A 22752-nucleotide genomic window follows, 5' to 3' on the forward strand; every position below is an offset into this window, starting at 1 on the left:
AGACGGTAGAGACGGACAGCGGCAAGTACACCCCAAACGGCGTTTCCCCGGCTCAGCGCTTCACTTCACAAGAGCCGCAGCTAAATCCGCAACCCGACTGAGGTCAAGTAACAAGCTAAGGGGTGCCTTGCGGCCGTGGCCCGGTCGCGCGCTGGTAGCGGTCGCCGAGGACACGTACGAGGTCGACGAGTTCCGCGGGCTCGGTCACCGTGAAGTCGGCGCCGAGCAGGCCGAGGTGGACGGCGAGCGCCTCGATGCTGTCCGCGCCGGTGTCCAGCAGGCAGTGGGTGTCGTCGACCGCCGTGATGGTGCCGATGGCCGGATTGATCCGCCCGGCGAGCCGTTCGGCCGGTACGTGAACGACGACTTGGGCCCGGTACCGCCAGGCGGCCGACGACACGCCCCGGCGTACCTGGTCGACGGCTTCCTCGGGGAGGTCGCGGGGGGTGAACCCGGGACCCGTCGGGGTGCGTGGGTGGAGGCGATCCACCCGGAACGTCCGCCAGTCGTTCCGCTCGACGTCGAACCCGACGAGGTACCACCGGCGTCCCCAGGTGACCAGCCGGTACGGTTCGACCTCGCGCCGGCTCTCGGAGCCCTCGTGGCTCCGGTAGTCGAAGCGCAGGCGCTCGTGGTCCCGGCAGGCGGCGGCGAGGGCGCTCAGCGTGTCGGCGTCCACCCGCGGGCCCGGGTCGTCGCGCGGCACCGCCTCGGCATACTGCTTGAGGGCGTCGACGCGACGCCGGAGGCGGGTCGGCAGCACCTGTTCCAGCTTGGCCAGTGCGCGCAGCGAGGTCTCCTCGACGCCGGTGATGGTGCCTCCGGCGGCCGTGCGGAGCCCGATCGCCACCGCGACCGCCTCTTCGTCGTCGAGGAGCAGGGGCGGCAGCGCGGCGCCGGCGCCGAGTCGGTAGCCGCCCACCGCGCCTCGGGTGCCGTGCACCGGGTAGCCGAGGTTGCGCAGGCGTTCCACGTCGTTGCGGACGGTGCGGGTGGTGACCGCCAGCCGTTCGGCCAGTTCGGCGCCGGTCCAGTCGCGGGGCGTCTGGAGGAGTGACAGCAGGCGCAGCAGCCGCGCCGAGGTTTCCAACATTCTTCAGAGTCTGCCGGTCTATTAGGAACGAATCTTTCCTCAATGGATCCTACGCTGCTGCCCATGACGAACGACACCACGATCGCCCCGTTCCGGATCGACATCCCCCAGGCAGACCTCGACGACCTCCAGCAGCGGCTGGCGCGGACCCGGTGGGCGGAGGAACTGCCCGCGGGCGGGCCGGCTCCGGCGGGCCCGGTGCCGCCCGGTTGGGAGTACGGCGTCCCGGTGGGCTACGTCAGGAAGCTGGTCGAGCGGTGGCGCACCGGCTACGACTGGCGGGCCTGGGAGGCGAAGCTCAACGCTTACCCGCAGTTCACCACGGACATAGACGGCCAGAACGTCCACTTCCTGCATGTGCGGTCGCCGGAGCCGGACGCGACGCCGCTGATCCTGACCCACGGCTGGCCGACCTCGGTGGTCGAGTGGCTGGACGTGATCGGCCCGCTCAGCGACCCGCGGGCCCACGGCGGCGACCCGGCGGACGCCTTCCACCTCGTCATTCCCTCGGTGCCGGGCTTCGGCTTCTCCGGGCCGACCCGGGAACGTGGCTGGGACCGGTACCGGGTCGCCCGGGCCTGGGCCGAGCTGATGCGCCGGCTGGGGTACGACCGGTACGGCGCGGTCGGCAACGACGGCGGGGCGCTGATCTCGCCCGAGGTGGGCCGGGTTGACCCCGAGCACGTCCGCGGTGTGCACGTGACGCAGGTCTTCTCGTTCCCGTCGGGTGACCCCGCCGAGCTGTCCGGTCTCTCCGAGGAGGAGCGCGACAAGCTCGCGTTCGCCGAGTGGTTCGTTCAGAACCGGGGCGCGTACGACAAACTCCAGTCCACCGAGCCGCAGAACCTGGCGCACGCCCTGGCCGACTCGCCGGCCGGCCTGCTGGGCTGGCACGCGCAGCTGCTCGGGCCTTCGCTCGACCCGGACTACGTACTCACGAACGTGATGGTCTACTGGCTGACCAACACGGTCGCCTCGGCGGCCCGGTTCTACTACGAGGACGCGGCGGCGGCCCCCGTCCAGCAGAAGTCGAACGGCCGGGGCACCACCGTGCCCGAGCCGACCACCGTGCCCCTCGGCCTGGCCAACTTTGCCTGGGACTTCCCGTCCGTCCGGACGTTCGCCGAGCGCGACCACACGAACATCGTCTCCTGGAACGTCTACGACCGGGGCGGCCACTTCGCCGCGCACGACGCCCCCGACCTGCTCGTCGACGACGTCCGCCAGTTCTTCGGCAAGGTTCGCTGATCCACCGCCGGTTGTCGCCGGACCCGCTCGGACCTCTTGTACCCATGTATGCACACGGAAGGAATTCCCATGTACCTCGTCATCGGTGCCACGGCTCACTTCGGACGTCAGGCGGTGGAGGAGCTGGTCGCCGCGGGTGCCCCGGTGCGGGCGCTGACCCGTACCCCGGAGCAGGCCGGACTCCCGGAGGGAGTCGACGTCGTCCGGGCCGACCTGACCGAGCCCGAGACGCTGCCTGCGGCGCTGGCCGGCGTCGAGGCAGCCTTCCTGGTGCTGCAGTACGGGATGGATGTCGGTCCGCTGCTGGCGGCCGCGGGCCGAGCCGGAGTGAAGCGTGTGGTGTTCCTGTCCTCCGGAGCGGTCGTCCCGGGCGCCGAACGGCAGCCCGACGTGATCGCCCAGTACCACCGCGATGTCGAACGGGCCGTCGAGGAGTCCGGCATCGAGTGGACGTTCCTGCGGCTGCTGTTCCCCGCCGTCAACTCGCTGACGTTCGCGATGCAGCTCCAGGGCGGTGACGTCATACGCGCGCCGTACACCGAAGCGGCCTTCAGCGCCGTGCACGAGCGGGACGTCGCCGAGGCGGCGGCACGGATCCTGGTCGGCGGCGGGCACGCGGGGCGGGCCTACGACCTGACCGGGCCCGAGTCGCTGACCCAGGCGCAGCAAGTCCGCGTCCTCGGCGAGACGCTGGGACGCCCGCTCACGGTCGAGGACCTCGACCCGGAGCCCGTTCTCCAGCAGATGAGCCAGTTCATGGATCCCGAGTTCCTGGCGGCGCTGTTCGCTCTCATGGCGGAGGCGGTCGGCAGGCCCGCGCCGGTCACCGACGTCGTCGAGCAGATCACCGGCCACCCTGCGCGGAGCTACGCCCGGTGGGCCGCGGATCACCGGGCCGACTTCGGCGGCTGACAGCCGACCCCGGCAGCTGAGAACCGACCCCGGCGCCCACCGGATTCCGGGGGCCGGCCCATGCCTTGGGCCTCCGGTGCCCGGTTGCTCTCCAGGAGCATGGGGAACGTACCGACCGCGTCGAGGGCCATGGACAGCTCGGCAACGATCTTCGGGTCGTCCAGCGGTCCCCGCAGGAATTCCTCCAGGCGGTGCATGCGGTAGCGGACCGTGTTCTGGTGGCAGAACAGGATGCGCCCGGCCTCGGCCGCGGAGCCATGGGCCTCCAGCCAGGCGTGGGCGGTGGCGAGGAGCGTGGTGCGGTCCTCCTCCGGCAGTGACAGGAGGCCGCCGAGGATGCGGTGTACGGCCCGCTGGGTCGTGTCCAGGTTGCTCATTACCAGCTCGGTCAGCGGGTTGTCGTCGAGCTGGCGCACTGCTGGGGCGTCGGGGGCGAGCGACTGCGCCGCCACCTGGGCGTAGCGCAGGGCACGGCTCGTCTGGTCGAGCCGCTCGTAGAGCGGGCTGACGCCCACACGGCCGGCGGCAACAGCCCGTACAGCGTCGAGGACCGGGTCGAGCGACTGCCGGGGCGGGCAGGACAGCACCCCGGTCTCGGAAGCTGCCTGCGCACGCCAGGCGGAGCCCACCTTCAGGGCGCGCAGCTGCCGGTCGAAGCCGGGAAGGGGCGGTTCACCGCTGGCCGGCACCTCGGCCGTCACCACGAGGAACCGTCCCTGGAAGGGGAAGTCGAGCATGCGCGCGACCTCCCACACGGTGTCGCTGCTCAGTGAGCGCCCGTCGATGAGCTCGGCGATCTGGGCGGAGCGCCGCCGGTCGGTCTCCACCATCCGCTCCGCGCAGGTCTCGCGGTAGGCGTCGGTGAGGGCCGAGGAGTAGACGTCCGCCAGCTCCCAGATGTGGGAGGCGGCATCCAGGAGCGCGCCGGGTGCATCGCCGCCCTTCTCCCGGGCCTCGTCGAGGAGTTGCTCCCAGAAGTAGCGGAAGCTGATCCGGTAGGAGCGCAGAATCTCTGGCAGCGGGGCGTCCTGCAAGGCGCGTTTACGGCCGGTGGCGGTCGGCCCCGACAGGTCCACGGCGGACGAGGACGGGTTGGTGAGGTGCTCGACTATGGCGGTGACGTTCTGGGTCATCGAGGCGTGCAGGTCCTCGGGGCCCACGACCTGACTGCGGTAGAACGCGATGTTGTCGTACGTGATGCGGGACATCGCCGCGGCAATGTCGTCGACCCTGGTCGCCAGGGTCTGGGCGAGTTCGGCGATCAGGACACGCGAGGGAGTCGTCAGCACGGGCCGAGCCTAGGGCAGCCGACGCCGACGCTCTCCGACAACGGCCAAACCGCATACGAGGTCATTGTCGGAGGCGACAGAACTCCCTGTAGGCGCCGACATGGCGTGCGGCGTGCGCCCCCTGTGAGGATCGCAGGGTGGAAATCTCCACACCCCCCGTGCGCGCATGAAAGCGGTATGACGTGAGCAATCTCGCCACTGTCCTGGTGGAAGCGGCCAAGCGGAGCCCGCAACGACCGGTGATGTGGACGGAGGGCACCGCCCTGACCCTGCTCGAACTGGACGAACTCAGCGCCCGCGTGGCCGGCGGCCTGCAAGCCCACCGCGTACAACCTGGCGACCGGGTGGAGTTGGCGGACACACTCGGCGCCCCTGCCTTCTCCGTCCTGTACTTCGGCGCCCTGCGCGCGGGAGCAGTCGTGGTCACGGCGCATCCCCTCTCCCGGCCGCCCACGCTGGGCACACGCTGTGCCACCGGCCGTACACGCCTGCTGTTCGCCGCATCCGGGGCTCGGGGAACCGGAGCACAGGAGACGAGGGGCACGACCGTCGTCCCGGTAGGCCCAGGTTTCCTGGAGCAGTTGGCGTTCTGGCCGCAGCGTCCCCACGTGGTCCACCGCGCGGAGGACGCACCCGCGGTCGTGGTCGCCGAAGCCGACCGGGGAAGCAGGACACGGTGCCGCGTCCTCTCTCACGGCGCCGCACGCAAGGAGGCCATGGCCCGCCGGGCAGAGGGCGACGCCGTCGCTCTCGTCGACGCATGCCTGTTCATGGAACCTGACGATGTTGTGGCATGAGGTACTGAGGGCGCTCAAGGACGACAGCCTGGACGAGGCCCAGCGCCTGGACATCGTGGCCCGCGGTGCCGCCCGACTGGCCGCCCAGCGCGCGCACGGGCCGCCCTGCGTGCAGCGCGAACTTGTTAGACAAGGACCGGGTGGCGCCGCGCGCAGACGGGCCTCATCAGTGCGGGCAGGCCCCCAACGGCTCCTTCCAGCCACGAGCCAGCCGCCGCACTGCTCTCCACCTCACCCCGAGACGCAGGAGGCCGCCGTATCTGCGCAGCGGACACTGCTACGGGTAGACCTCGACCGCGAACAGCAACTGCGGTGCCCCGACGTCGGACAGGAGCTGTACCGCCCGCCCGGGTACGACGTCGGCGGGGCGTACTTCGCGCTCGGTGAGCACGACGGGCGACCCGGGGCCGGCCTCCTGGCGCACCCCGACATCCGCAAGTGCGAGGCGGTGCAGCAGCCGGCGGTACAGCAGCCGTTCGCTCGGAGGGTGTGCGGTGCTGCGAGCCGCCGACCGGAACAGCAGCCCCGCCTCGACCGGGACCGCCGCAGTGTCGTTATCTGTGATGCACATCACAGATTAAGGTTTATTTAAGAGCTAATGCCATGGTTGCTGCCATTTCATACGACTTGAAGGCAGTTGACGCTTCAATTGAGCGTCGCTCAAACTCTCTTCGTTCTCACCCGGATCCTCGCTGTCGCACCGGACTGCCCGCGATTGACCTCATCTGGAGTACTCGATGCGCGATACACCTGCCCGCGGTGGCCCCGAGCCGACGCCCGCTCAGGACGACCGCGTACTCGGCAAGATCGCGGGATTTGGCGGCGGTCCCGTGGGCGCGCGAGAGCAGGACGTCGCACTCTTCGAATCCACGCTCACCCTGCCCCCTGTTCACGGTCCGGCCGACGCTCGCGAAGGCCGCACGGCGGCGAAGGCCCGCCGGGTGCGGCGCGCCTCGCGGTCGCGTGGAAGCACGTCGAAACCGGCGCGCGGCAGCCGGTCCGGCCTTGCGCTCCCGCTGCTGGGCTCAGGCGCGCTGGCCGCCGGGATCGGGCTGGCTCTGTGGTTCACCTCCGGCCCGTACCGGACGTCCCCGGACAGGGCGACCCTGACGGTGCCCGACCTCCCGCAGCCCAGCACTACTGCGATGGCCGAACCGTTGGTCAGTACGCCTTCAGTCGTGAACTTGCCGACTGCCGTGCGGAGTTCGCCCCGGAAGGGGACAGTCGCGGCCCCCACGGTGCCACCCCGGGCCACCACCGGGCCGTCAGCTTCCACGGCCCGCTCCGCGCCCAAGCAGAAGAAGCCACCGCAATCCAGCTCCCCACAGCCCGGACCGCCGGGGGAGGGCCTGCGGCTCGGCAGTACCGGTCCCGAGGTCGCAGACCTTCAGCGCCGTCTTTTCCAGCTCTCGCTGTTCCTGGGATTGCCCGACGGAGTATTCAGTGAGTCGGTGGAAGTGGCCCTGCACCGCTACCAAGTGGCCCGCAACATCCCGGAGTCCTCCGGTGTCTACGGCCCGCTCACCCGGGCAGCCCTGCACGCCGAGACCCGCGGGAACGGCCGGGACGGCCGGGGCAGTTGGGATGGCGAGGTCGGCGGAGGCGGACACGGCGACCGAGACTGAAACGGCTACCCGCCGACCGCGGCACCAGCTCGGCGCAGGAATCCGGCGAAGCTCTTCGCCTGGGCTGGAGTAATTCGTTCAGCCTGGTGTATCCAGTCCTCCAGGAGGAAGCCACGGCGGTTGCGGAGCAGGTCAGGGAACGCGTGGGTGAAGTCGCAGGGTGCGGTGATGGCCGGGCAGGCGAGTCGCACCTCATCCGGAGTGTGTTGGCGTACAGCGTCTCGCCCGAGCGGCGCACCACGGTGACGTGGCCGGCCAGTGGAACCACGGCCAGCCGCGAGTGGCCTCGTCGCTGCCCGGACGTGTCGCTGCCCGCGCGCGATCAGAGCGTGATCGTGGACCAGAAGCGGCATCGGTGTTCCTGCGCGAGGTCAACGGGCCGGATGCCCCCCGGGCCAGGTGCCAGCGACAGCGTGTACGGCACCGGATCGTGTGGCCGTAGCCGCCGCCAATCGGGACGTGTGCCGCCGTCGGGAGTCCCGGTGCGAGCGAAACTTGTCCAGTACTCGATCATCGTGCCGGCGAGTCTCCTTTGCGCAGGGGAGAGTTCTGGGGATGTCTGTCCCGCGCGCATGTCGAACAGGTAGAACGCATCTGCTGAGTGGTAGGCGCCGTAGGGGTATCCGACCGGTGGAAGGGTCGGCGGCGCGGACGGGTCGGCGAATTCGTAGCCGTAGGTCGGCACGTGCCGGGCGAGCAGCCGGTTGCGCTCCAGTGTCGGACAGGTGAAGGAACTTTCCGTGGTCACCCGCGCCCAGGTACGACTGGGCGGCTCGTGTCGGCCGCCTGGATGGACCGCCAGCACGCGTGCGGCGTCCGTACCGAACGCTTCGTGGACGTACTGCCGATAGCGCTGCGCGGTCAGCGGCCGGCCGCCCAGGTCGTTGAGCGCTTGTACGTACGTGGTTTCGTCACGGGTGGTGCCGGAGAGCACCGGAACTCGATGGAGCCGGCCCTCCCGCAGCATCCGGAAGGGGTCATCCGGCAGGACACGGCTGCCGTAGGCCGGCCCCGCGAACTGCCCGAACGCGGACATCAGTTGCTTTGGGCGCAGGCGGCGCAGGCAGGTGACCGCAGTGGCCGGCTCGACGCAGCCGAGTTCCGCTGCGCTGCGCAGGCCCCGCTCAGCGAGGCTGCGCGGGGCCTCCCACGGCGAGGTGGTCGGCATTCCGGGCGCAAGCAGGTTGGCCGGGATGTTCGTGGTGCAGAGCGCACTCTGGATGATGGCTCGCTGGAACAGCCGCGCGGCCGTCGGCGACGCGAGATGCGCGCAGACACTCTGCCCGCCCGCGGACTGCCCGAACACCGTGACGGCATCCGGGTCACCGCCGAATGCCCGCACGTTGCTCTGGACCCAGCGCAGCGCGGCTTGCTGGTCGGCGAGCCCGAATGCGCCGGAGCCGGCCAGTCCGGGCAAGCCGAGGTTGCCGAAGATTCCGAGCCGGTAGTTGAGGGTCACGACCACCACATCGCCCTGAGTCGCGAGCCGGCGCGGGTCGTATTCGTCTCCCGCGCCCTCGACGAAGCCGCCACCGTGCAACCACACCATCACGGCCTTGGGGCCGCGCGATCCCGTCGAGTTCGGCAGGGTGATGTTCAGGTACAGGCAGTCTTCGGCTGCGCTCGCGGGTGTTCCGGCGATGGACGTATGTTGCGCGCAGCGTGCGCCCGGCCGGGATGCGTCCCGGACACCACGCCACGACGCCGGCGGCTGCGGAAGCTGCCAGCGCAACGCGCCCTCCGGCGCGGCGGCATACGGGATGCCGAGAAACTCCCGGTAGTCGATGTGGTCAACGCCGCGCACCCACCCTGTGTTGGTGCGCACGACCTCGCCGCCTTCCGCGGACGCCCCAGCGGTCACAGTGGTGCCCGTCATGCCTGCCATGCCCGCCAGGACCGCCATCATGCCGGCGAGCGGGCGCCACCACCGCCCCAGGCCCGCCATGTCAGCGTGCCCGGCCCTTCAGCCACACCGCGCCCCCGTGCCGCACTCCCAGCACCAGCCCGGCCGCCAGCAGCAACGCATGCCCGAGCAGCGTTACCGGCGTCGGTAGGTCCAGGTAGTTCAGCGCGAACCAACTCTTCGATTCAGAGAACAGGTTGTTGATCACACCGCCTCCGCCCTGCACCAACAGGACGACGCTCAGTAATTCGATCACGGCACACCCTCCCACCTAGTCAGTACGATCGTATTGATCTAATGGCAATGTAGCCTGGTCCCGCCCGTGACGTCAATTCAGTACGATCGTCTTGAGAAGGGGAGGTGGCGATGAGCAGTGAGCGGCCCGCAGTGCGCGGTCCGGGCGTAGCGCACGACGAGCGGCGCCGCGACATCCTCGACGCCGTGTTCACTCTCATCGACACAGCTGGAACCGATCAGGTCAGCATCCGCCACGTGGCGAACCAGGCGGGCGTGTCCGTCGGCCGCGTCCAGCACTACTTCCCCACCAAGGACGATCTGCTGTCGGAGGCGTTCAGCGCGATCAACGACCGCGGCACGGCCCGCGTGCACCGCCGGCTCGCCGACGACCGGCACGCCGGTGAACCGGCCGCGGTGCTCGGCGTACTGCTCGGCGAGCTGATCCCGGGCGGGGAGGACGACCGCAGGATCTTCCGTATTGCACAGGCATTCGAGGCCTATGCGCTGTCTCGGCCGTCCCTGCGGGAGCGGCTCACACGCGGCTACGACGAACTGGCCAACCTGATCGCCCTGCTGCTACGCGAAGCCGGATGCCCGGGCGAGCCCGAGCAGTCGGCGTTGCTGCCCGAGGCACACGAACTGCTCGCCCTGAGCATCGGGCTCGCCGGGCTCGTGGTCACCGAGAACATCACACCGGAACACGCGCGGAGCATCGCCTCCCGTCGGCTCGCGGACACCCTGCGCGACCTCTCCGGGCGATCGGCATAACCCCAGCAACTCGCACCGGACGAAAGGTTTCCTGCCGGTCGCGAACACGAACGCCTCTACAACCCTGCCGGCCGGCAGGAATACGATCTCGCCGCTTGACCGAGGCGCTCTCCTGCGACGGCATGTCCCACGGAGATCAGCCTGGGGAAGGGCCGTCGTAGTAGCCGGGCGGGCAAGCAGTACCGAGCTGAAGTAGTAGCCCTGCTCATCCTCTGGTTCATCCTCGGCTTCGAAGGGACGCCAGAAACTGAGCAACAGGTCTCGCGCGACGAAGGATGCGGGATCCTCGTTGTCGGGTTCGACAGCGGTGATCTCGGCCACGCGGCTCACGACCTCACGGGCCGGCAGGCCAAAGACGTCGATACCGCGGAAGAGCACGACGTCCGAAGAGGTCGACGGACGTCCCAACTCGACGGATTCCAGACGGTCGCGCATACACCCGATGCTGATCATCAGACCGCTTGGCCGGAAGATGTGCTGTCCCGCCCGATCGGCCGCGGAGAGCTCCCTCATGTCACGCAGGGACTCCAGGGCACTGTTCGCGGCCTCGCGCGACATGCCGATCTACAGAGAACCCATGCCTATCGGCGGGGCCAACTCGAAGTTCATGCGCGCATGCTGTCACGGTGAGCCTTCAAGATCTTCCCCCAGGAAGAGCTGCACCCAAATCGGTTTTGCCTCACGGTGCTGCAGGAGTGAAGCTCGCCCCTATGACGAGAGACCTCATCGTGCGTCCGGCCCGGCCCGCCGATTCGCGGACCTTGGCCGAGCTACGTTGGACGTTCAAGCAGGAGGACTACGAAGGGCAACCGCCAGCTCCTGCTCGGCTCCTGGAAGAGGCCGAGCAGTGGATCCGCACCCGGCTCAGCGATGGCCACTGGTTGGCCTGGGTCGCGGAGACCGAGGGCGAAATCTGCGGACACGTCTTCCTCTGCCTGGTGGAGAGGATGCCGGAGCCTTACGGCGACAACAACCCGATCGGCTACGTCACAAACTTCTTCGTCATGCCGTCACAACGGAACAAAGGGGCCGGCTCAGCACTCCTGGAAGCGCTGAAGCAGCACTCACGCCGTGCCGGCCTTGAAGGCTTGATCGTATGGCCGTCGGATCGCAGCACCCCTCTGTATCAGCGCTCCGGTTTCCGGCCTCCTGAGGACCTGCTGGAACTTCCACTCGACACCTGATGAGATCCACTTCCGATACGCCCTGGCGGCAAGGGTTCGCCGTCGTCCTACGCTCGCCGCCTGGCGATGACCGAAGCGCGGAAGCCCCCGCCCCGTCCGCCGTCGGGGCGCCCGCCGTCCGGCCCGGGCCCGGACAAGAACCCTCCGGTGCCGCCGAAACCTCCCGGGACGCCTTGATCATGCGCGTGGTTCACATCGGCTGGCAGCAGCTTCCCGAGCCTGCCCGTGCGGCGGTGGACCGCCGGGTGGGGGCCCGTACGAGGCGGCCGGGATGAGCACGGGGGACAGCACCACCATCGCCACGCTGCTCACTCTCACCGACGGTACGAAGGTGTTCGTGAAGGGGCTGCCCGTCGGGCACGAGCGGGCCGGGGAGCTTGAGCGAGAAGCGAACGTCAGTCCCCAACGTCCGTCCTACGCGCCGAAGTTGCTGTGGCGGGTAGAGGCCGGCGGGTGGCGGCTGGACATCGGCCGGATCGCCGGGGTGAAGCGGGCCGCCGTGGCCTGGTGGCGGCGCCTGCCGTCGGCGTACACCGTTATGAGGCCAGTGAGGTACAGCGATACGTCCCCAACCTGAGCTGCTCATGCGCAGGTTGGGGAGCCGGGGCCCCCGACCTGTCAAGGTACGGGACAGAGCGGTCCCTCAAGGGCGCCCTACGGCGTCGTTGCGCGACGGGGATCCGCCCCACCCTGGACCGACCACTCTCTCCCGAAGCCGGCTGGCTATCGGCCGGCCCCGGCCATGCGGCTTCCCAGCAACCGGTGACGTTCCCTCGTACCGGCTCGGCGAGATAAGTCCGAACGCCGACACCTGCCCGACTTCCCCGCACCGGCCCGAGGAACAGAGGCGAGTCCGCGCTTCCGGGCCGTTGACGGGGTTCCGTGGCTTGCTGGATCACCGCAAGCTGGCGTTGCCCAGCCACGGCCCTCTGACCGCGTCCGCTGCGGCCGCCGCACGGCGTGAGGCCGGCTGCCGGACGCCAGAAGCCCCCCGTGTCGACGGTCACGTCATTCCCCAGGTGCTGTGGACACACAAATCCCACAGGTGGTGGTTGTAGCGGCGGTCAGGCTCTGGGAGTCGGATGATCGGGCGGCGAGTAGTCTGCGGCTATGCCTGATCCCGTTCCGTTCGCCGTGCCCACCCGCTTCGACGGAGCCCGCGATCGTGTCGCAGTCGTCGTTCCAGGAGTCGGCTATTCGCCTGCCAGGCCGCTGCTGCACTTCGCCCGTAGCGTCCTGCTCCAGCACGGCTGGACGGTCCAGGAGCTGTGGTGGCAGATCCCCGATGGGTTCTCGCAGTTCAGCGTGGACGAGCAGGTCGAATGGGTGGAACGGCAGGTCACCGAGGCTGTTGATGCCGAAGCGGGAGCCTGTCGGCTGCTGATCGGCAAGTCCCTGGGCTCCCTCGCTTGTGGCATCGCAGCTGACAGGAGCATCCCTGCGGCCTGGCTCACCCCGCTCCTGACTGTCGATCACGTCACCGCGGCTCTCCAGCGGGCCACGGAGCCGACCCTCCTCATTGGCGGAGACGCCGACAAGCTGTGGGATTCACGAGTCGCCGCGTCCCTGCGGCACGAGGTCCTGGAAGTTCCCTCGGCGGACCATGGCCTGGAACTCGCAGACGATGCCGCAGGATCCGTTGAGGTTCTGGGGCACGTCGTCTCCCGGCTGGACAGCTTCATCGGCTCTCTCGGCCGCTGAGGGCACGGGACAAGAGTGGCCGGATCTCTCGGCGGCAGGTGTGTCCGGCTTGGGGGTCGGTCCCTTGGGCCGCGGCTGGGTGGTGGAGAGGTTCATCGCCTGGCTTGGCGGCTGCCGCAGGCTGCGCCGCCGATGCGAGAGGAAACCGGAGTACTTCTTGGCCTTCGCCGCCATCGGGGCGACCCTTGTCTGCTACCGGCGCCTCATCCGGTGACGGTCGCGTCGCGTACCCAGTTCAGTGCCGTACGGCTGGGATGTCGGCCAACTGCTTGGAAAAATCCCAGCCCGTCGGCATGCGACTCGGGTTGTGCCACGGAGCACCCTGTCGGCGGTGGGCGGTACATCGCCTCACACTGAGCGCGCGCCGGGCGGCTGGCCCCATGGCGCCTCCAATGCTGTGCGCAGGGCATCGGCGTTCTCCCGGCCAATCCGCTCGGCGAGCTGCTCTTCCAGCCGTTCGAGGATGAGGCCGGCCTGCCTATGTGCACGTTCTCCTTCCGAAGTGCGCCGGATCAGCCGCTGCCGGGCGGAGGTGGGGTCGGGGGATTGGTCGAGCAGTCCGGCGGCGACCAGCCCGTGCACGGCCTGGTGTGCGGTCTGCCGGGTGACACCCATGCGCCGGGCCAACTCCGAGATGGTGGTGCCCCCGTCGTCCAGTACGGCGAAGAGCTGTGCCTGTGTCGGCGACACGGGTGCGGCTCCGCCTGCTTCCAGGGCTGTCAGCAGTCCTTCCTCGAACCAGCGCCGGGCGTCGCCGAGCAGCTGGGGGAGATTGCGGCGGGTGGATTGCATCTGTTCCTCACGAAGGCGGGGCGGAGGGCGGAAGGCGGCAGTCCGGACCGGGTCACCTGCGCGGCTTGCCGCCCCAACTCTTTCATGTCAGGCTACCTGACAGTCTTGACGGGGCAGATCCGAGGAGGAAAAGACATGACCATTGAGTACGCCACCCGCTACCGGCGGGCTTCACGCATACCCGCTGATCCGGGCAAGCCCTACTTCATCGAGAAGGGCGAGGGGGACCGCGCCCACCTGTTCGGCGACCTGATCACCATCTACGCCGGTGGCGAGCAGACCGAGAACACCTTCAACTTCTTCACCGTCGAAGGCCCCAAGGGCGACATCATCCCGGCCCACCTGCACACCGACACCCATGAGGTCTTCTACATCACAGCAGGCGCCGTCCGGCTGTTCGTCGAGGACACCGAGGGCGACCAGCAGGAGAAGCTGCTCACCCCGGGCGACTTCGGCTTTGTGCCCAAGAACTGTCGGCACGCCTACCGCATGGAGCGTCACCACAGTCAGGTCGTCGGCGTCGCCGCCGGTCCCGGCGGCACCTTCGAGCGGTTCTTCGAGAATCTCGGCGTGCCCGCCGAGCGGCTCGGTCTGCCGACTGAGCCAGTCATCCCGGAACCTCACAAGTTCACCAGCGTTCCCGAGCAGTACGATGTGCGCTTCCTGCCCGACCACCAGTGGCGGATGCGGTGACGGGGGCCGGACTCTCCCTTCGAGAACTGATCGCCGCGCCTCACCCCGACCGCGCTGCCCTGCCACCTGTCGATGGAAGGGAGCTCGGCGTTCGTCAGCTGCGCGGCGTGCCGTACCACGTGGTGGAGGGCAGCCGCCCACTGGAACTGGATCTGTGGCTGCCGAAAGACGACCGGACAGAGCCCGTTCCTCTGGTGCTGTTCGTCCACGGCGGCTCCTGGCGCCGAGGGCGGCGCGATGACATGGGCCTACGTACCCGCACCTGGGATCCAGGACCGTTTGCGCGCATCGCGGCTGCGGGCTGCGCCGTCGCCTGTGTCGACTACCGGCTCAGCGGCGAGGCCACCTTCCCCGCTCCGCTCGACGACCTGAACGCCGCACGGCGCTGGCTCACCCTGCGCTCAGCGGAACTCGGCATCGACACCCGGCGGACGGTGGTGTGGGGAGAATCCGCGGGCGGACACCTTGCCGCGCTCCTCGCCCTGACCCCCACCACCCGGCCCCTGGCCGGCGCAGTGATCTGGTACGCACCCAGCGATCTGACCACCGCACGTGGCCGCTTCACTCCCGGAGACCCCACCACCCCCGAAGCACTCCTGCTCGGCGCGGCCCCGGCCACCGTCCCCGAGCACGCCCGCGCAGCCAGCCCTCTCGCCCAAGCCCATGCCGACGCACCGCTGTTCCTCCTCGTCCACGGAACCGAGGACACCTTGGTGAGCTGCTCACACAGCCAATCCCTCGCCGCCGCACTGGAGAAGGCCGGGGCGCCGGTCGAACTGAGGACGGTGGCGGGCGCCGACCACGGCTGGCACCGGCTGTCCGACGCCCAGGTCGAGGAGATCTTCACCCACTCCCTGGCCTTCGTCCTCCGCCTCGCCGCCCAAAAGGGCAAGCTCGGATGAAACGTGCCGAGTTCACCCCGGGCTCCGCGTTCTTTCATCGCGCAGATCGCAGCGGGAGGTCGGGCGGCAGGGTCGATCTTGGGGTGCGTGCGTCGCACGGGCTTGTCCAGTGACCGGGCGTAGGCGATTTCGGCTCGGGTGCTTTCGCCGATGTGGTCGCCGACCACGAGCGCCTCATCGGTGAGCCGCATCTTCGCCCGACGCAGATCGTCGAGCCGTACCTTCAGCGCCTCGGCCTCGACGGGATCAGGCCGGAGCTCGTACGGCGACTTCATGTCGCAGCCTGGTTTGACGACAAGCTTCCCTTCCTTGGTCTCCCGTAGATCGACGAGATCGTCCGGCATCGGGTGCACCGGGACACGGGGGGGCGCGAGCGGCGGCGCCCACCGCTGGGGCGGGGCCTGGCGGATCTGCCGTCGGCAGCCGCGCCAGCCGAAAGCGCGCGTGCACTGCGAACGCGGCGTACGACCGCACCGCGACCGCCAGTGTCTTGTCCGCCTCGCCCTCCCGCACATCCTCCGCCGCCCGGTCCGTCGCGCCGCTGGTATACGCATCCGTGCTCATGGTGTGCTCCTCCCGGCCGGGCGTGGGTGACGGGCACGACGCTCGACCTTTGGCAGCAGCGGCTCGATCACCGCCCACACTGCTCGCGGGGACGGGGGCCGAGGCCGCAGACGGGTACCACTGACGCCGGGGTTCCCCCTCGTCGAAGGAGGTTCCGCGGAACGGAGAGGTTCGATGCGCCGAACGTCATTCAGTACCACGGGTGTTGAGGGCAGGCTGGGCGGGTCCGGGTATACCGGTCAAGGGCGAAACCGCGTCGGCGATGCCGGTCATCCGCGCCTCGGCGACTTCCCAGGTTCTTGTCGCTCCCCTGGGAAGGTACTCGGTCAACTCCACCGAAGCGCGCACTCCTTCACGCATCGCACCGAGGTCGCCGACCAGCCCGGCCGCCCTTGCCTGGACCAGGACATTGCCGAGCGCGGTGGCTTCCGCGGGGCCCGCCGTCACCGGGAGACCGGTGGCGTCCGCGGTGAGCTGGCACAGCAGTGCGTTGCGGGCGCCGCCGCCGACCAGGTGGATACGGGCCAGGGTGCGTCCGGTGAGTTCGGCGGCCCGGTACAGGACGCGTCGGTGTGCCAGCGCCAGGCTGTCCAGGACGCAGCGGACCACGGCGGCCGGGGACTCGGGCGGGCGCTGGCCCGTACGGACACAGAAGCCGTGGATCCGGGCGGGCATGTCGCCCGGTGGCAGGAACTCCGGCGCGTCCGCGTCGATCACCGCCGCCAGCGGCGGGCAGGCGGCCGCCCCGGCGAGCAGTGTGGGCAGGTCCACGGGCAGTCCCCGGTCGCGCCAGGTGCGCAGCGACTCCTCCAGCAGCCACAGCCCGGTGAGGTTGCGCAGGTAGCGGACGGTGCCGTCCAGACCGCGCTCATTGGTGAAGTTCGCGGCGCGGGACGCCTCGGTGAGGACCGCTGCGTCCAGTTCCAGCCCGGCCAGGGACCAGGTGCCGCAGGAGATGTACGCGAACCCGCGGTCGCCGGGTGCGGCCGGGACCGCCACCACCGCCGACGCGGTGTCGTGCGAGGCGACCGTGGTCACGGGGGTCCCCTCGGGCAGCCCGGTCCGCTCGGCGACGTCGGGCAACAGGATGCCCGCCGGGGAGCCAGGAGCGCGGAAGGGCGGCAGCAGTGCCGGGGAGACGCCGACGAGATCGAGCAACTCGCCCGCCCAGGTGCCGCTGCGGGCGTCCAGCAGGCCGGTGGTGGAGGCGTTGGTCTCCTCGGTGCCGAGGGTGCCGGTCAGCCAGTGCACGACCAGGTCCGGCATGAGGAGCAGGGTGCGGGCGGCGGGCAGCCCGCGGTCGCAGGCGAGCTGGAAGACGGTGGTGAACGGGAGGTGCTGGAGTCCCGTACGCCGGTAGAGCTCGCTCGCCGGAACGTGTGCCCAGATCCGCTCGGGCACGCCGTCGGTGCGGCTGTCGCGGTAGTGGTGGGGGGCGTTGAGCAGTACGCCGTCGCCGTCGAGCAGCCCGTAGTCGACCGCCCAGGTGTCCACGCCGACCGAACTGACCTCGGTCAGCCGCCCGGCCCGCCGCAGCCCGTCGAACACACCGCCGCGCAGGGTGTCCACGTCCCAGTGCAGGCCGCTGTCGTGCCGCAGCGGCGCATGCCGGAAGCGATGGGCCTCGGTCAGCTCGATCCGGCCGCCGGAGCCGATCCGCCCGAGGATGACGCGACCGCTGGTCGCGCCGAGATCGACGGCGGCGAAGGTGGGTGGCATGGGACTTCCTTGGAGTGAGCGGGAGGAGGCGGGGGCGTTCCCGCAGTGCCGGGCGTGCGGGGGGAAAGAGAGGGGGCGGGCGGGGGAGAGGGTGGGGGCGGGGCTTGTGTGGTGTGTGGCGGGGTCTGTGTGGTGTGTGGCGGGGCTTGTGTGGTGTGTGGCGGGGTCTGTGTGGTGCGCGGCGGGGTCCGTGAGGTGTGTGGCGGAGTGTGGAGCTCCTCGTGCTCCGCGTCCTTTCCCTCCTCATCGCAAGAACGCCCCTGGCACTCCCGAGTCCACCGGTACGTGCATTCCCGTCGTGCGTGACAGCTCCCCGCCCACCAGGGCGAACACCGCCGAAGCCACGTGTTCGGGGAGCACCTCACGGCCCAGCAGCGTGCGGCGGGCGTAGAACTCGCCGAGTTCCGCCTCCGGTACCCCGTACACCGCCGCCCGCTTCGCGCCCCAGCCGCCCGCGAAGATGCCCGAGCCGCGTACCACCCCGTCGGGGTTCACGCCGTTGACCCGGATGCCGTACTGTCCCAACTCAGCAGCAAGCAGGCGTACTTGGTGCGCCTGGTCGGCCTTCGCCGCCGAGTAGGCGATGTTGTCCGGGCCCGCGAACACCGCGTTCTTGGAGGCCACGTACACGAGATCGCCCCCGCCGCCCTGGGCCCGCATCACCCGGGCCGCCTCCCGCGACACCAGGAACGAGCCCCGGGCCATGACGGAGTGCTGGAGGTCCCAGTCCGCGGCCGACGTCCCGGCCAGCGGGCGCGACAGCGACAGCCCCGCGTTGTTGACCACCAGGTCCACACCGCCGAAGGCCAGCGCCGCCGCGTCGAAGGCAGCCACGATCTGCTCCTCCGAGGTGACATCGGCGGTGACCGCCACGGCCCGGTCGGGGCCGCCCAGTTCCCGTGCCACGCCCGCCGCCGCGTCCGCGTCCAGGTCGGCGACCACCACGCACGCACCTTCCGCCGCCAGACGGTGCGCGATCGCCCGCCCGATGCCGGACGCCGCGCCCGTCACCAGCGCGACCCGTCCGGCCAGTGGCTTCGCGGGCGGCATCCGGCGCAGCTTGGCCTCCTCCAACTCCCAGTACTCGATGCGGAACTTCTCCGACTCCCCGATCGGCGTGTACGCCGACACCGCCTCCGCCCCTCGCATCACCGCGATGGCATTGAGGTAGAACTCGCCCGCCACCCGCGCCGTCTGCTTGTCCTTGCCGAAGGAGAACATCCCGACCCCCGGCACCAGCACGATCGCCGGATCGGCCCCACGCATCGGCGGCGAGTCCGCCGTCGCGTGCCGTTCGTAGTACGCGGCGTACTCCTCCCGGTAGCGGGCGTGCAACTCCCGCAGCCGTACGAACACTTCGTCGAGCGGTGCGGACGGGGGCAGGTCCAGCAGCAGGGGCCGCACCTTCGTGCGCAGGAAGTGGTCGGGGCAGGAGGTGCCGAGGGCCGCCAGCCGGAGGTGCTCGGTGCGGGAGAGGAAGTCCAGGACGGCCGGGGAGTCGCAGAAGTGCCCGACCTGGCGCCGGTCGGTGGACGCCAACCCGCGCACCACCGGGACCAGTTGGGCGGCCCTGGCGCGGCGCTCCGGCTCCGCCGGCGGCGCGTACCCCTCCTGTACGGGACCGAAGGGCTCGGCCTTCCCCCGCTCGACGAGGAACGCCTCGGCGGTGCGGATCAGGTGCAGGGAGTTCGCCTCGCACTCCTGAGAGGTGTCGCCCCACGCGGTGATGCCGTGTCCGCCCAGGACGCAGCCGATGGCCTCGGGGTGCGCGGCCCTGACCGCCGCGATCTCCATGCCGAGCCGGAATCCGGGCCGCCGCCAGGGCACCCACGCGACGGTGTCCCCGAAGCACTCGGCGGTCAGCTTCTCACCGTCGGCGGCGCAGGCCAGCGCGATGCCGGAGTCCGGGTGCAGGTGGTCGACGTGCGCGGCGTCCACCAGCCCGTGCATCGCGGTGTCGATGGACGGCGCGGCGCCGCCCTTGCCGTGCAGGCAGTGGTCGAAGGCGGCGACCATCTCGTCCTCCCGCGCCACCCCCGGGAAGACTTCGGCCAGTGCCCGCAGCCGGTCCAGTCGGAGCACGGCGAGTCCGTCCTCGGTGAGGGTGCCGAGGTCGCCGCCCGACCCCTTGACCCAGATCAGTTCGGTGTCCTCTCCGGTCACCGGGTCGACGGCGGTGCCCTTGGCGGAGGTATTGCCGCCCGCGTAGTTGGTGTTGCGCGGATCGGCGCCGAGCCGGTGGGAACGGGCGAGAAGGGCAGCGGGAACGTCCATGCGGTGTCAGTGCTCCAGAGGTGAAGTGCCAGCGGAAGTACGCGAGTTGGGCGAGGGGAGGAGTGGTGCTACGCGCCCCACCCCGCCTGCGTGCCGCCCACCCGCTCGGACACGGTGCGCTGCGCCCACCCGGACCGCCGGTACGCGGCCAACGGGTCGGCGTCCAGGCCGAGTTCCTCCCGTATCCGCGCCAGCAGCGGGCGGACATCCGTGTTGTAGGCGTCCATCAGCACGGCGTTCGCCGCCAGAATGTCACCGGCCGCCTGCGCGTCGGCGAGCGCGGTGGTGTCCACCAGCAGGGCCTTCGCGGTGGCTTCCTGGACGTTCATCACGGAGCGGATGACCGCCGGAATCTTCTCCTCGATGTTGTGGCACTGGTCGAGCATGAAGGCGATGCCCGCCTCCGGTGCCAGCCCGCCCCCGCGCCGCACCTCGTACATGATCCGGAACAGTTGGAAGGGATCGGCGGCGCCCGCCATCAGATCGTCGTCCGCGTAGAAGCGGGAGTTGAAGTCGAACGCGCCCAGCTTTCCCTCGCGCAGCAGGAGCGCGACGATGAACTCGATGTTGGTGCCCGGCGCGTGGTGCCCGGTGTCCACGCACACCTGCGCGCGTTCGCCCAGTTTGAGGCAGTGGGCGTACGCCGTGCCCCAGTCGGGGACGTCGGTCGCGTAGAAGGCGGGCTCGAAGAATTTGTACTCCAGGATGAGCCGCTGCTCCTCGCCGAGTCGCGCGTACACGGCGGCGAGCGCCTCCGTCAGTCGGCCCTGCCGGGCGCGGATGTCGTCCTGGCCGGGGTAGTTGGTGCCGTCGGCGAACCACAGCTTCAGGTCGCGCGAGCCCGTCGCGTCCATGATGTCCACGCACTCCAGCAGGTGTGCGAGGGCCTTGCGGCGGACCGTGGCGTCGGGGTGGCAGACGCTGCCGAGCCGGTAGTCGTCGTCCTGGAAGACGTTCGCGTTGACCGTGCCGAGCCGCACGCCCTGCTCCTTGGCGTACGCGCCGAGGGCGGCGTAGTCCTCGACCCGGTCCCACGGGATGTGCAGCGCCACGGACGGCGCGGCCCCGGTGAACTCGTGCACCCGCGCCGCGTCGGCCAGCTTCTCCCGCGGTGTGCGGGGGACGCCGGGCCGGGCGAAGACCTTGAAGCGTGTGCCGGAATTGCCGTAGGCCCAGGAGGGGGTCTCTATCGCCTGGGACATGAGGGCTTGGCGGGTGTCGTGGGCATCGAGCACGGTGATGGCGTCTCCCTTAGTAAAACGATTCAAATTTGATGAGGCGAAACGTACATCGACCCGGGCTCTCGGACAAGGCAAGTGCCGCAAGGGTGCGGTCAATTGGGGTGGCAAAGAGTCGTGTGCGACTGGTTGACGCCCTCGTCGTGCCAGACCTAGCCTCCATCGAAGCATGACTGAAACCTTTCATTGCGTCGCTCTGCGGCGACTTCGCAGAGAGGCCGGTTCCCCGTGCAACGCGTCTGCTTTCTGCTCAAGGTCCGCCCCGACCGGCTCGTCGAGTACCGCACCCGGCACGCGGCCGTCTGGCCGGACATGCTGGCCGCGCTCGGCGCCGCCGGGTGGCACAACTACTCGCTCTTCCTCCGCGAGGACGGGCTGCTGGTGGGCTACCTGGAGACCCCGGACTTCACCGCGGCACGGGAGGCGATGGCCGCCACCGAGGTCAATGCCCGCTGGCAGGCGTCGATGGCCGGATTCTTCGAGCAACCCGACGGCCGACGGCCGGACGAGGCCATGGTTCCGCTCGTCGAGGTCTTCCACCTGGCCTGAGTCGGCCGGGTCTCCTCCTCGGCGGGCGAGCCGGTCCTGCCAGGCCTGCCTCCGTCGGCACTTGCCCCGCCCGCCTGCCTATCCGCTCGCCCGCCCGTTCACCTCACCTCAAGGGGTACGCATGAGACATCGCACGCTTTGCGTCGCCACGCTCGCCACCGCCCTCGCCGCGGTCTGCGCCGCCACCCCGGCCGCAGCGGCCCCGGAACCCGGCCCTGGCCCGGGCTTTGGCACCCTTACGCTCTCCGGCCCCGCCCCCGCAACGCACGCCGGTCTCGACAACTGCACCGCGACGACGGCCCCGGTCGCGGCGGCTCCGGTCACGACGGCCCCCGCCCCGGTCGTCTGCCGCTTCGACGTCGCCCCCGGCGCGTACGACGTGAGCGTCGTCCTCGGCGGGAGCGCGACGGAATCACGGACCTCCGTGCTCGCCGAGTCCCGTCGCGCCGTGCTCCCGGAGACCGTCACCGCCCCCGGCGAGCGGGTCCGGCGCACCTTTACCGTCGACGTCCGCACCCCCGAGGGCGAACCCACCGGGCCGGCCGGCACTCCGGGGCTGAGCCTTACCTTCACCGGCCCGGCCCCCGCTCTCTCCTCCGTCCGGGTCCGCCGCGCGGCGCACGCCCGTCAAGTGCTGCTCCTGGGCGACTCGACGGTCTGCGACCAGCCGGGCGAACCGTACGCGGGCTGGGGGCAGCAGCTCCCGCAGTACCTCAAGAAGGGGGTCTCGACGGCCAACTACGCCGACTCCGGCGAGAGTTCGGTGACGTACCGGGAGAATCCCGCGCTCTTTCCCACCGTGCGCAAGAAGATCCGCCCTGGTGACCTCGCGCTGATCCAGCTCGCGCACAACGACAAGCAGACGGACGCGGCGGCGTACCGGGCGAACCTCACCGCGCTCGTCGACGGGGTCCGTGCCAGGGGCGGCCGGCCGGTCCTGGTCACTCCCGTCGTCCGCCGCTGGTTCAGCCCCGACGGGACACTGAACAACCCCACCGCCCTGTTGGTCAACGGCCTGGGGGTGGACCACCCGGCCGAGATCCGCGCACTGGCCACCGCGTTGCGCACCCCGCTGATCGACCTGACGGCCCTGACCAGGGCGCGCGTCGAGGCGCTGGGGCCCGAGGCGTCCAAGGCGCTCTACCTCACCGCCGAGAAGCGCGACAACACCCACACCTCGGTGCGCGGCGCGACCGAGTACGCGGCTCTGGTCCTCGGCGAACTCCGCGCCCAGCACCTGCTGCCCCGGGGCGCGGTGCGCTGA

21 protein-coding genes and 1 pseudogene are annotated in these 22752 nt (G+C 70.2%); 12 read left to right on the forward strand and 10 right to left on the reverse strand.

The genetic code is table 11. The features are described from left to right. Positions 1 to 115: 115 nt before the first annotated feature. Positions 116 to 1093, reverse strand: a complete 978-nt coding sequence (locus tag ACZ5PB_RS08605) for a helix-turn-helix transcriptional regulator (protein ID WP_468689058.1) — start codon at positions 1091 to 1093, stop codon at positions 116 to 118. A 63-nt stretch (positions 1094 to 1156) separates the two neighbouring features. Between ACZ5PB_RS08605 and ACZ5PB_RS08610 the strand changes: the two genes are divergently transcribed. Beyond that, positions 1157 to 2341, forward strand: a complete 1185-nt coding sequence (locus ACZ5PB_RS08610; RefSeq protein ID WP_468689059.1) for an epoxide hydrolase family protein — start codon at positions 1157 to 1159, stop codon at positions 2339 to 2341. A gap of 69 nt (positions 2342 to 2410) precedes the next feature. Next, the gene (locus ACZ5PB_RS08615; RefSeq protein WP_468689061.1) at positions 2411 to 3253 is read left to right on the forward strand and encodes an NAD(P)H-binding protein; all 843 of its coding nucleotides are present in this window, start codon (positions 2411 to 2413) and stop codon (positions 3251 to 3253) included. On the opposite strand, the gene ACZ5PB_RS08620 is transcribed toward ACZ5PB_RS08615, so the two are convergent. Beyond that, entirely contained in the window at positions 3229 to 4542 is a 1314-nt protein-coding gene (locus ACZ5PB_RS08620) for a PucR family transcriptional regulator (protein ID WP_468689063.1), read from the reverse strand. The genes ACZ5PB_RS08615 and ACZ5PB_RS08620 overlap by 25 nt on opposite strands. Positions 4543 to 4724: 182 nt before the next feature. Here ACZ5PB_RS08620 and ACZ5PB_RS08625 point away from each other — a divergent pair, with 182 nt between their 5' ends. Next, the gene (locus ACZ5PB_RS08625; RefSeq protein WP_468689065.1) at positions 4725 to 5339 is read left to right on the forward strand and encodes an AMP-binding protein; all 615 of its coding nucleotides are present in this window, start codon (positions 4725 to 4727) and stop codon (positions 5337 to 5339) included. 277 nt (positions 5340 to 5616) lie between these two features. Here ACZ5PB_RS08625 and ACZ5PB_RS08630 read toward each other — a convergent pair whose 3' ends face one another. Then, the gene (locus ACZ5PB_RS08630) at positions 5617 to 5910 is read right to left on the reverse strand and encodes a hypothetical protein (protein WP_468689067.1); all 294 of its coding nucleotides are present in this window, start codon (positions 5908 to 5910) and stop codon (positions 5617 to 5619) included. A 166-nt stretch (positions 5911 to 6076) separates the two neighbouring features. On the opposite strand from ACZ5PB_RS08630, the gene ACZ5PB_RS08635 reads away from it, so the two are divergent. Continuing rightward, entirely contained in the window at positions 6077 to 6964 is an 888-nt protein-coding gene (locus ACZ5PB_RS08635; RefSeq protein WP_468689068.1) for a peptidoglycan-binding domain-containing protein, read from the forward strand. A gap of 322 nt (positions 6965 to 7286) precedes the next feature. Here ACZ5PB_RS08635 and ACZ5PB_RS08640 read toward each other — a convergent pair whose 3' ends face one another. Next, positions 7287 to 8870 carry a carboxylesterase/lipase family protein gene (locus tag ACZ5PB_RS08640; RefSeq protein ID WP_468689071.1) on the reverse strand — a complete coding sequence of 528 codons (1584 nt, stop codon included), beginning with the start codon at positions 8868 to 8870 and terminating at the stop codon, positions 7287 to 7289. A gap of 40 nt (positions 8871 to 8910) precedes the next feature. Beyond that, positions 8911 to 9123 (reverse strand): hypothetical protein, encoded by a 213-nt coding sequence (locus ACZ5PB_RS08645; protein ID WP_468689073.1) that lies wholly within the window; start codon positions 9121 to 9123, stop codon positions 8911 to 8913. Between the two features lie 110 nt (positions 9124 to 9233). Here ACZ5PB_RS08645 and ACZ5PB_RS08650 point away from each other — a divergent pair, with 110 nt between their 5' ends. The 4 genes from ACZ5PB_RS08650 to ACZ5PB_RS08665 all read left to right on the forward strand — a co-directional run bounded on the left by ACZ5PB_RS08650 (position 9234) and on the right by ACZ5PB_RS08665 (position 12757). Then, complete coding sequence (locus ACZ5PB_RS08650) at positions 9234 to 9872, forward strand: TetR/AcrR family transcriptional regulator (RefSeq protein WP_468689075.1); 639 nt, start codon at positions 9234 to 9236, stop codon at positions 9870 to 9872. A 710-nt stretch (positions 9873 to 10582) separates the two neighbouring features. Further along, positions 10583 to 11056, forward strand: coding sequence for a GNAT family N-acetyltransferase (locus tag ACZ5PB_RS08655; protein WP_468689076.1), 474 nt, complete (start codon positions 10583 to 10585; stop codon positions 11054 to 11056). Between the two features lie 271 nt (positions 11057 to 11327). Then, positions 11328 to 11633: a hypothetical protein gene (locus ACZ5PB_RS08660; protein WP_468689078.1), complete on the forward strand. Its 306-nt coding sequence runs from the start codon at positions 11328 to 11330 to the stop codon at positions 11631 to 11633. Positions 11634 to 12166: 533 nt separating this feature from the next. After that, a complete protein-coding gene (locus ACZ5PB_RS08665) occupies positions 12167 to 12757 on the forward strand; it encodes an alpha/beta hydrolase (protein ID WP_468689080.1) in 591 nt (196 codons plus the stop codon). A 348-nt stretch (positions 12758 to 13105) separates the two neighbouring features. Here the strand turns inward: ACZ5PB_RS08665 and ACZ5PB_RS08670 are convergent, their stop codons facing one another. Beyond that, positions 13106 to 13549 carry a MarR family winged helix-turn-helix transcriptional regulator gene (locus tag ACZ5PB_RS08670; protein ID WP_468689081.1) on the reverse strand — a complete coding sequence of 148 codons (444 nt, stop codon included), beginning with the start codon at positions 13547 to 13549 and terminating at the stop codon, positions 13106 to 13108. A 135-nt stretch (positions 13550 to 13684) separates the two neighbouring features. Here ACZ5PB_RS08670 and ACZ5PB_RS08675 point away from each other — a divergent pair, with 135 nt between their 5' ends. Then, positions 13685 to 14242: a quercetin 2,3-dioxygenase gene (locus ACZ5PB_RS08675; protein ID WP_468689083.1), complete on the forward strand. Its 558-nt coding sequence runs from the start codon at positions 13685 to 13687 to the stop codon at positions 14240 to 14242. Positions 14243 to 14349: 107 nt separating this feature from the next. Next, entirely contained in the window at positions 14350 to 15144 is a 795-nt protein-coding gene (locus ACZ5PB_RS08680) for an alpha/beta hydrolase fold domain-containing protein (protein ID WP_468689085.1), read from the forward strand. 62 nt (positions 15145 to 15206) lie between these two features. Here the strand turns inward: ACZ5PB_RS08680 and ACZ5PB_RS08685 are convergent. The 4 genes and pseudogenes from ACZ5PB_RS08685 to rhaI all read right to left on the reverse strand — a co-directional run. Next, positions 15207 to 15470, reverse strand: a pseudogene (locus ACZ5PB_RS08685) (hypothetical protein); the annotation flags it as partial. Positions 15471 to 15894: 424 nt separating this feature from the next. Further along, complete coding sequence (locus tag ACZ5PB_RS08690) at positions 15895 to 17427, reverse strand: rhamnulokinase (RefSeq protein ID WP_468689087.1); 1533 nt, start codon at positions 17425 to 17427, stop codon at positions 15895 to 15897. Between the two features lie 243 nt (positions 17428 to 17670). Beyond that, positions 17671 to 19701, reverse strand: a complete 2031-nt coding sequence (locus ACZ5PB_RS08695) for a bifunctional aldolase/short-chain dehydrogenase (RefSeq protein ID WP_468689088.1) — start codon at positions 19699 to 19701, stop codon at positions 17671 to 17673. Positions 19702 to 19769: 68 nt separating this feature from the next. Then, positions 19770 to 20936: an L-rhamnose isomerase gene (rhaI, locus tag ACZ5PB_RS08700; RefSeq protein WP_468689089.1), complete on the reverse strand. Its 1167-nt coding sequence runs from the start codon at positions 20934 to 20936 to the stop codon at positions 19770 to 19772. Positions 20937 to 21167: 231 nt separating this feature from the next. On the opposite strand from rhaI, the gene ACZ5PB_RS08705 reads away from it, so the two are divergent. Together ACZ5PB_RS08705 and ACZ5PB_RS08710 are read left to right on the forward strand one after the other, a co-directional pair. Continuing rightward, complete coding sequence (locus ACZ5PB_RS08705) at positions 21168 to 21488, forward strand: L-rhamnose mutarotase (protein WP_468689091.1); 321 nt, start codon at positions 21168 to 21170, stop codon at positions 21486 to 21488. Between the two features lie 121 nt (positions 21489 to 21609). Continuing rightward, positions 21610 to 22752 carry a rhamnogalacturonan acetylesterase gene (locus tag ACZ5PB_RS08710; protein ID WP_468689092.1) on the forward strand — a complete coding sequence of 381 codons (1143 nt, stop codon included), beginning with the start codon at positions 21610 to 21612 and terminating at the stop codon, positions 22750 to 22752.

The organism is Streptomyces sp. NPDC032721 (assembly GCF_055579625.1).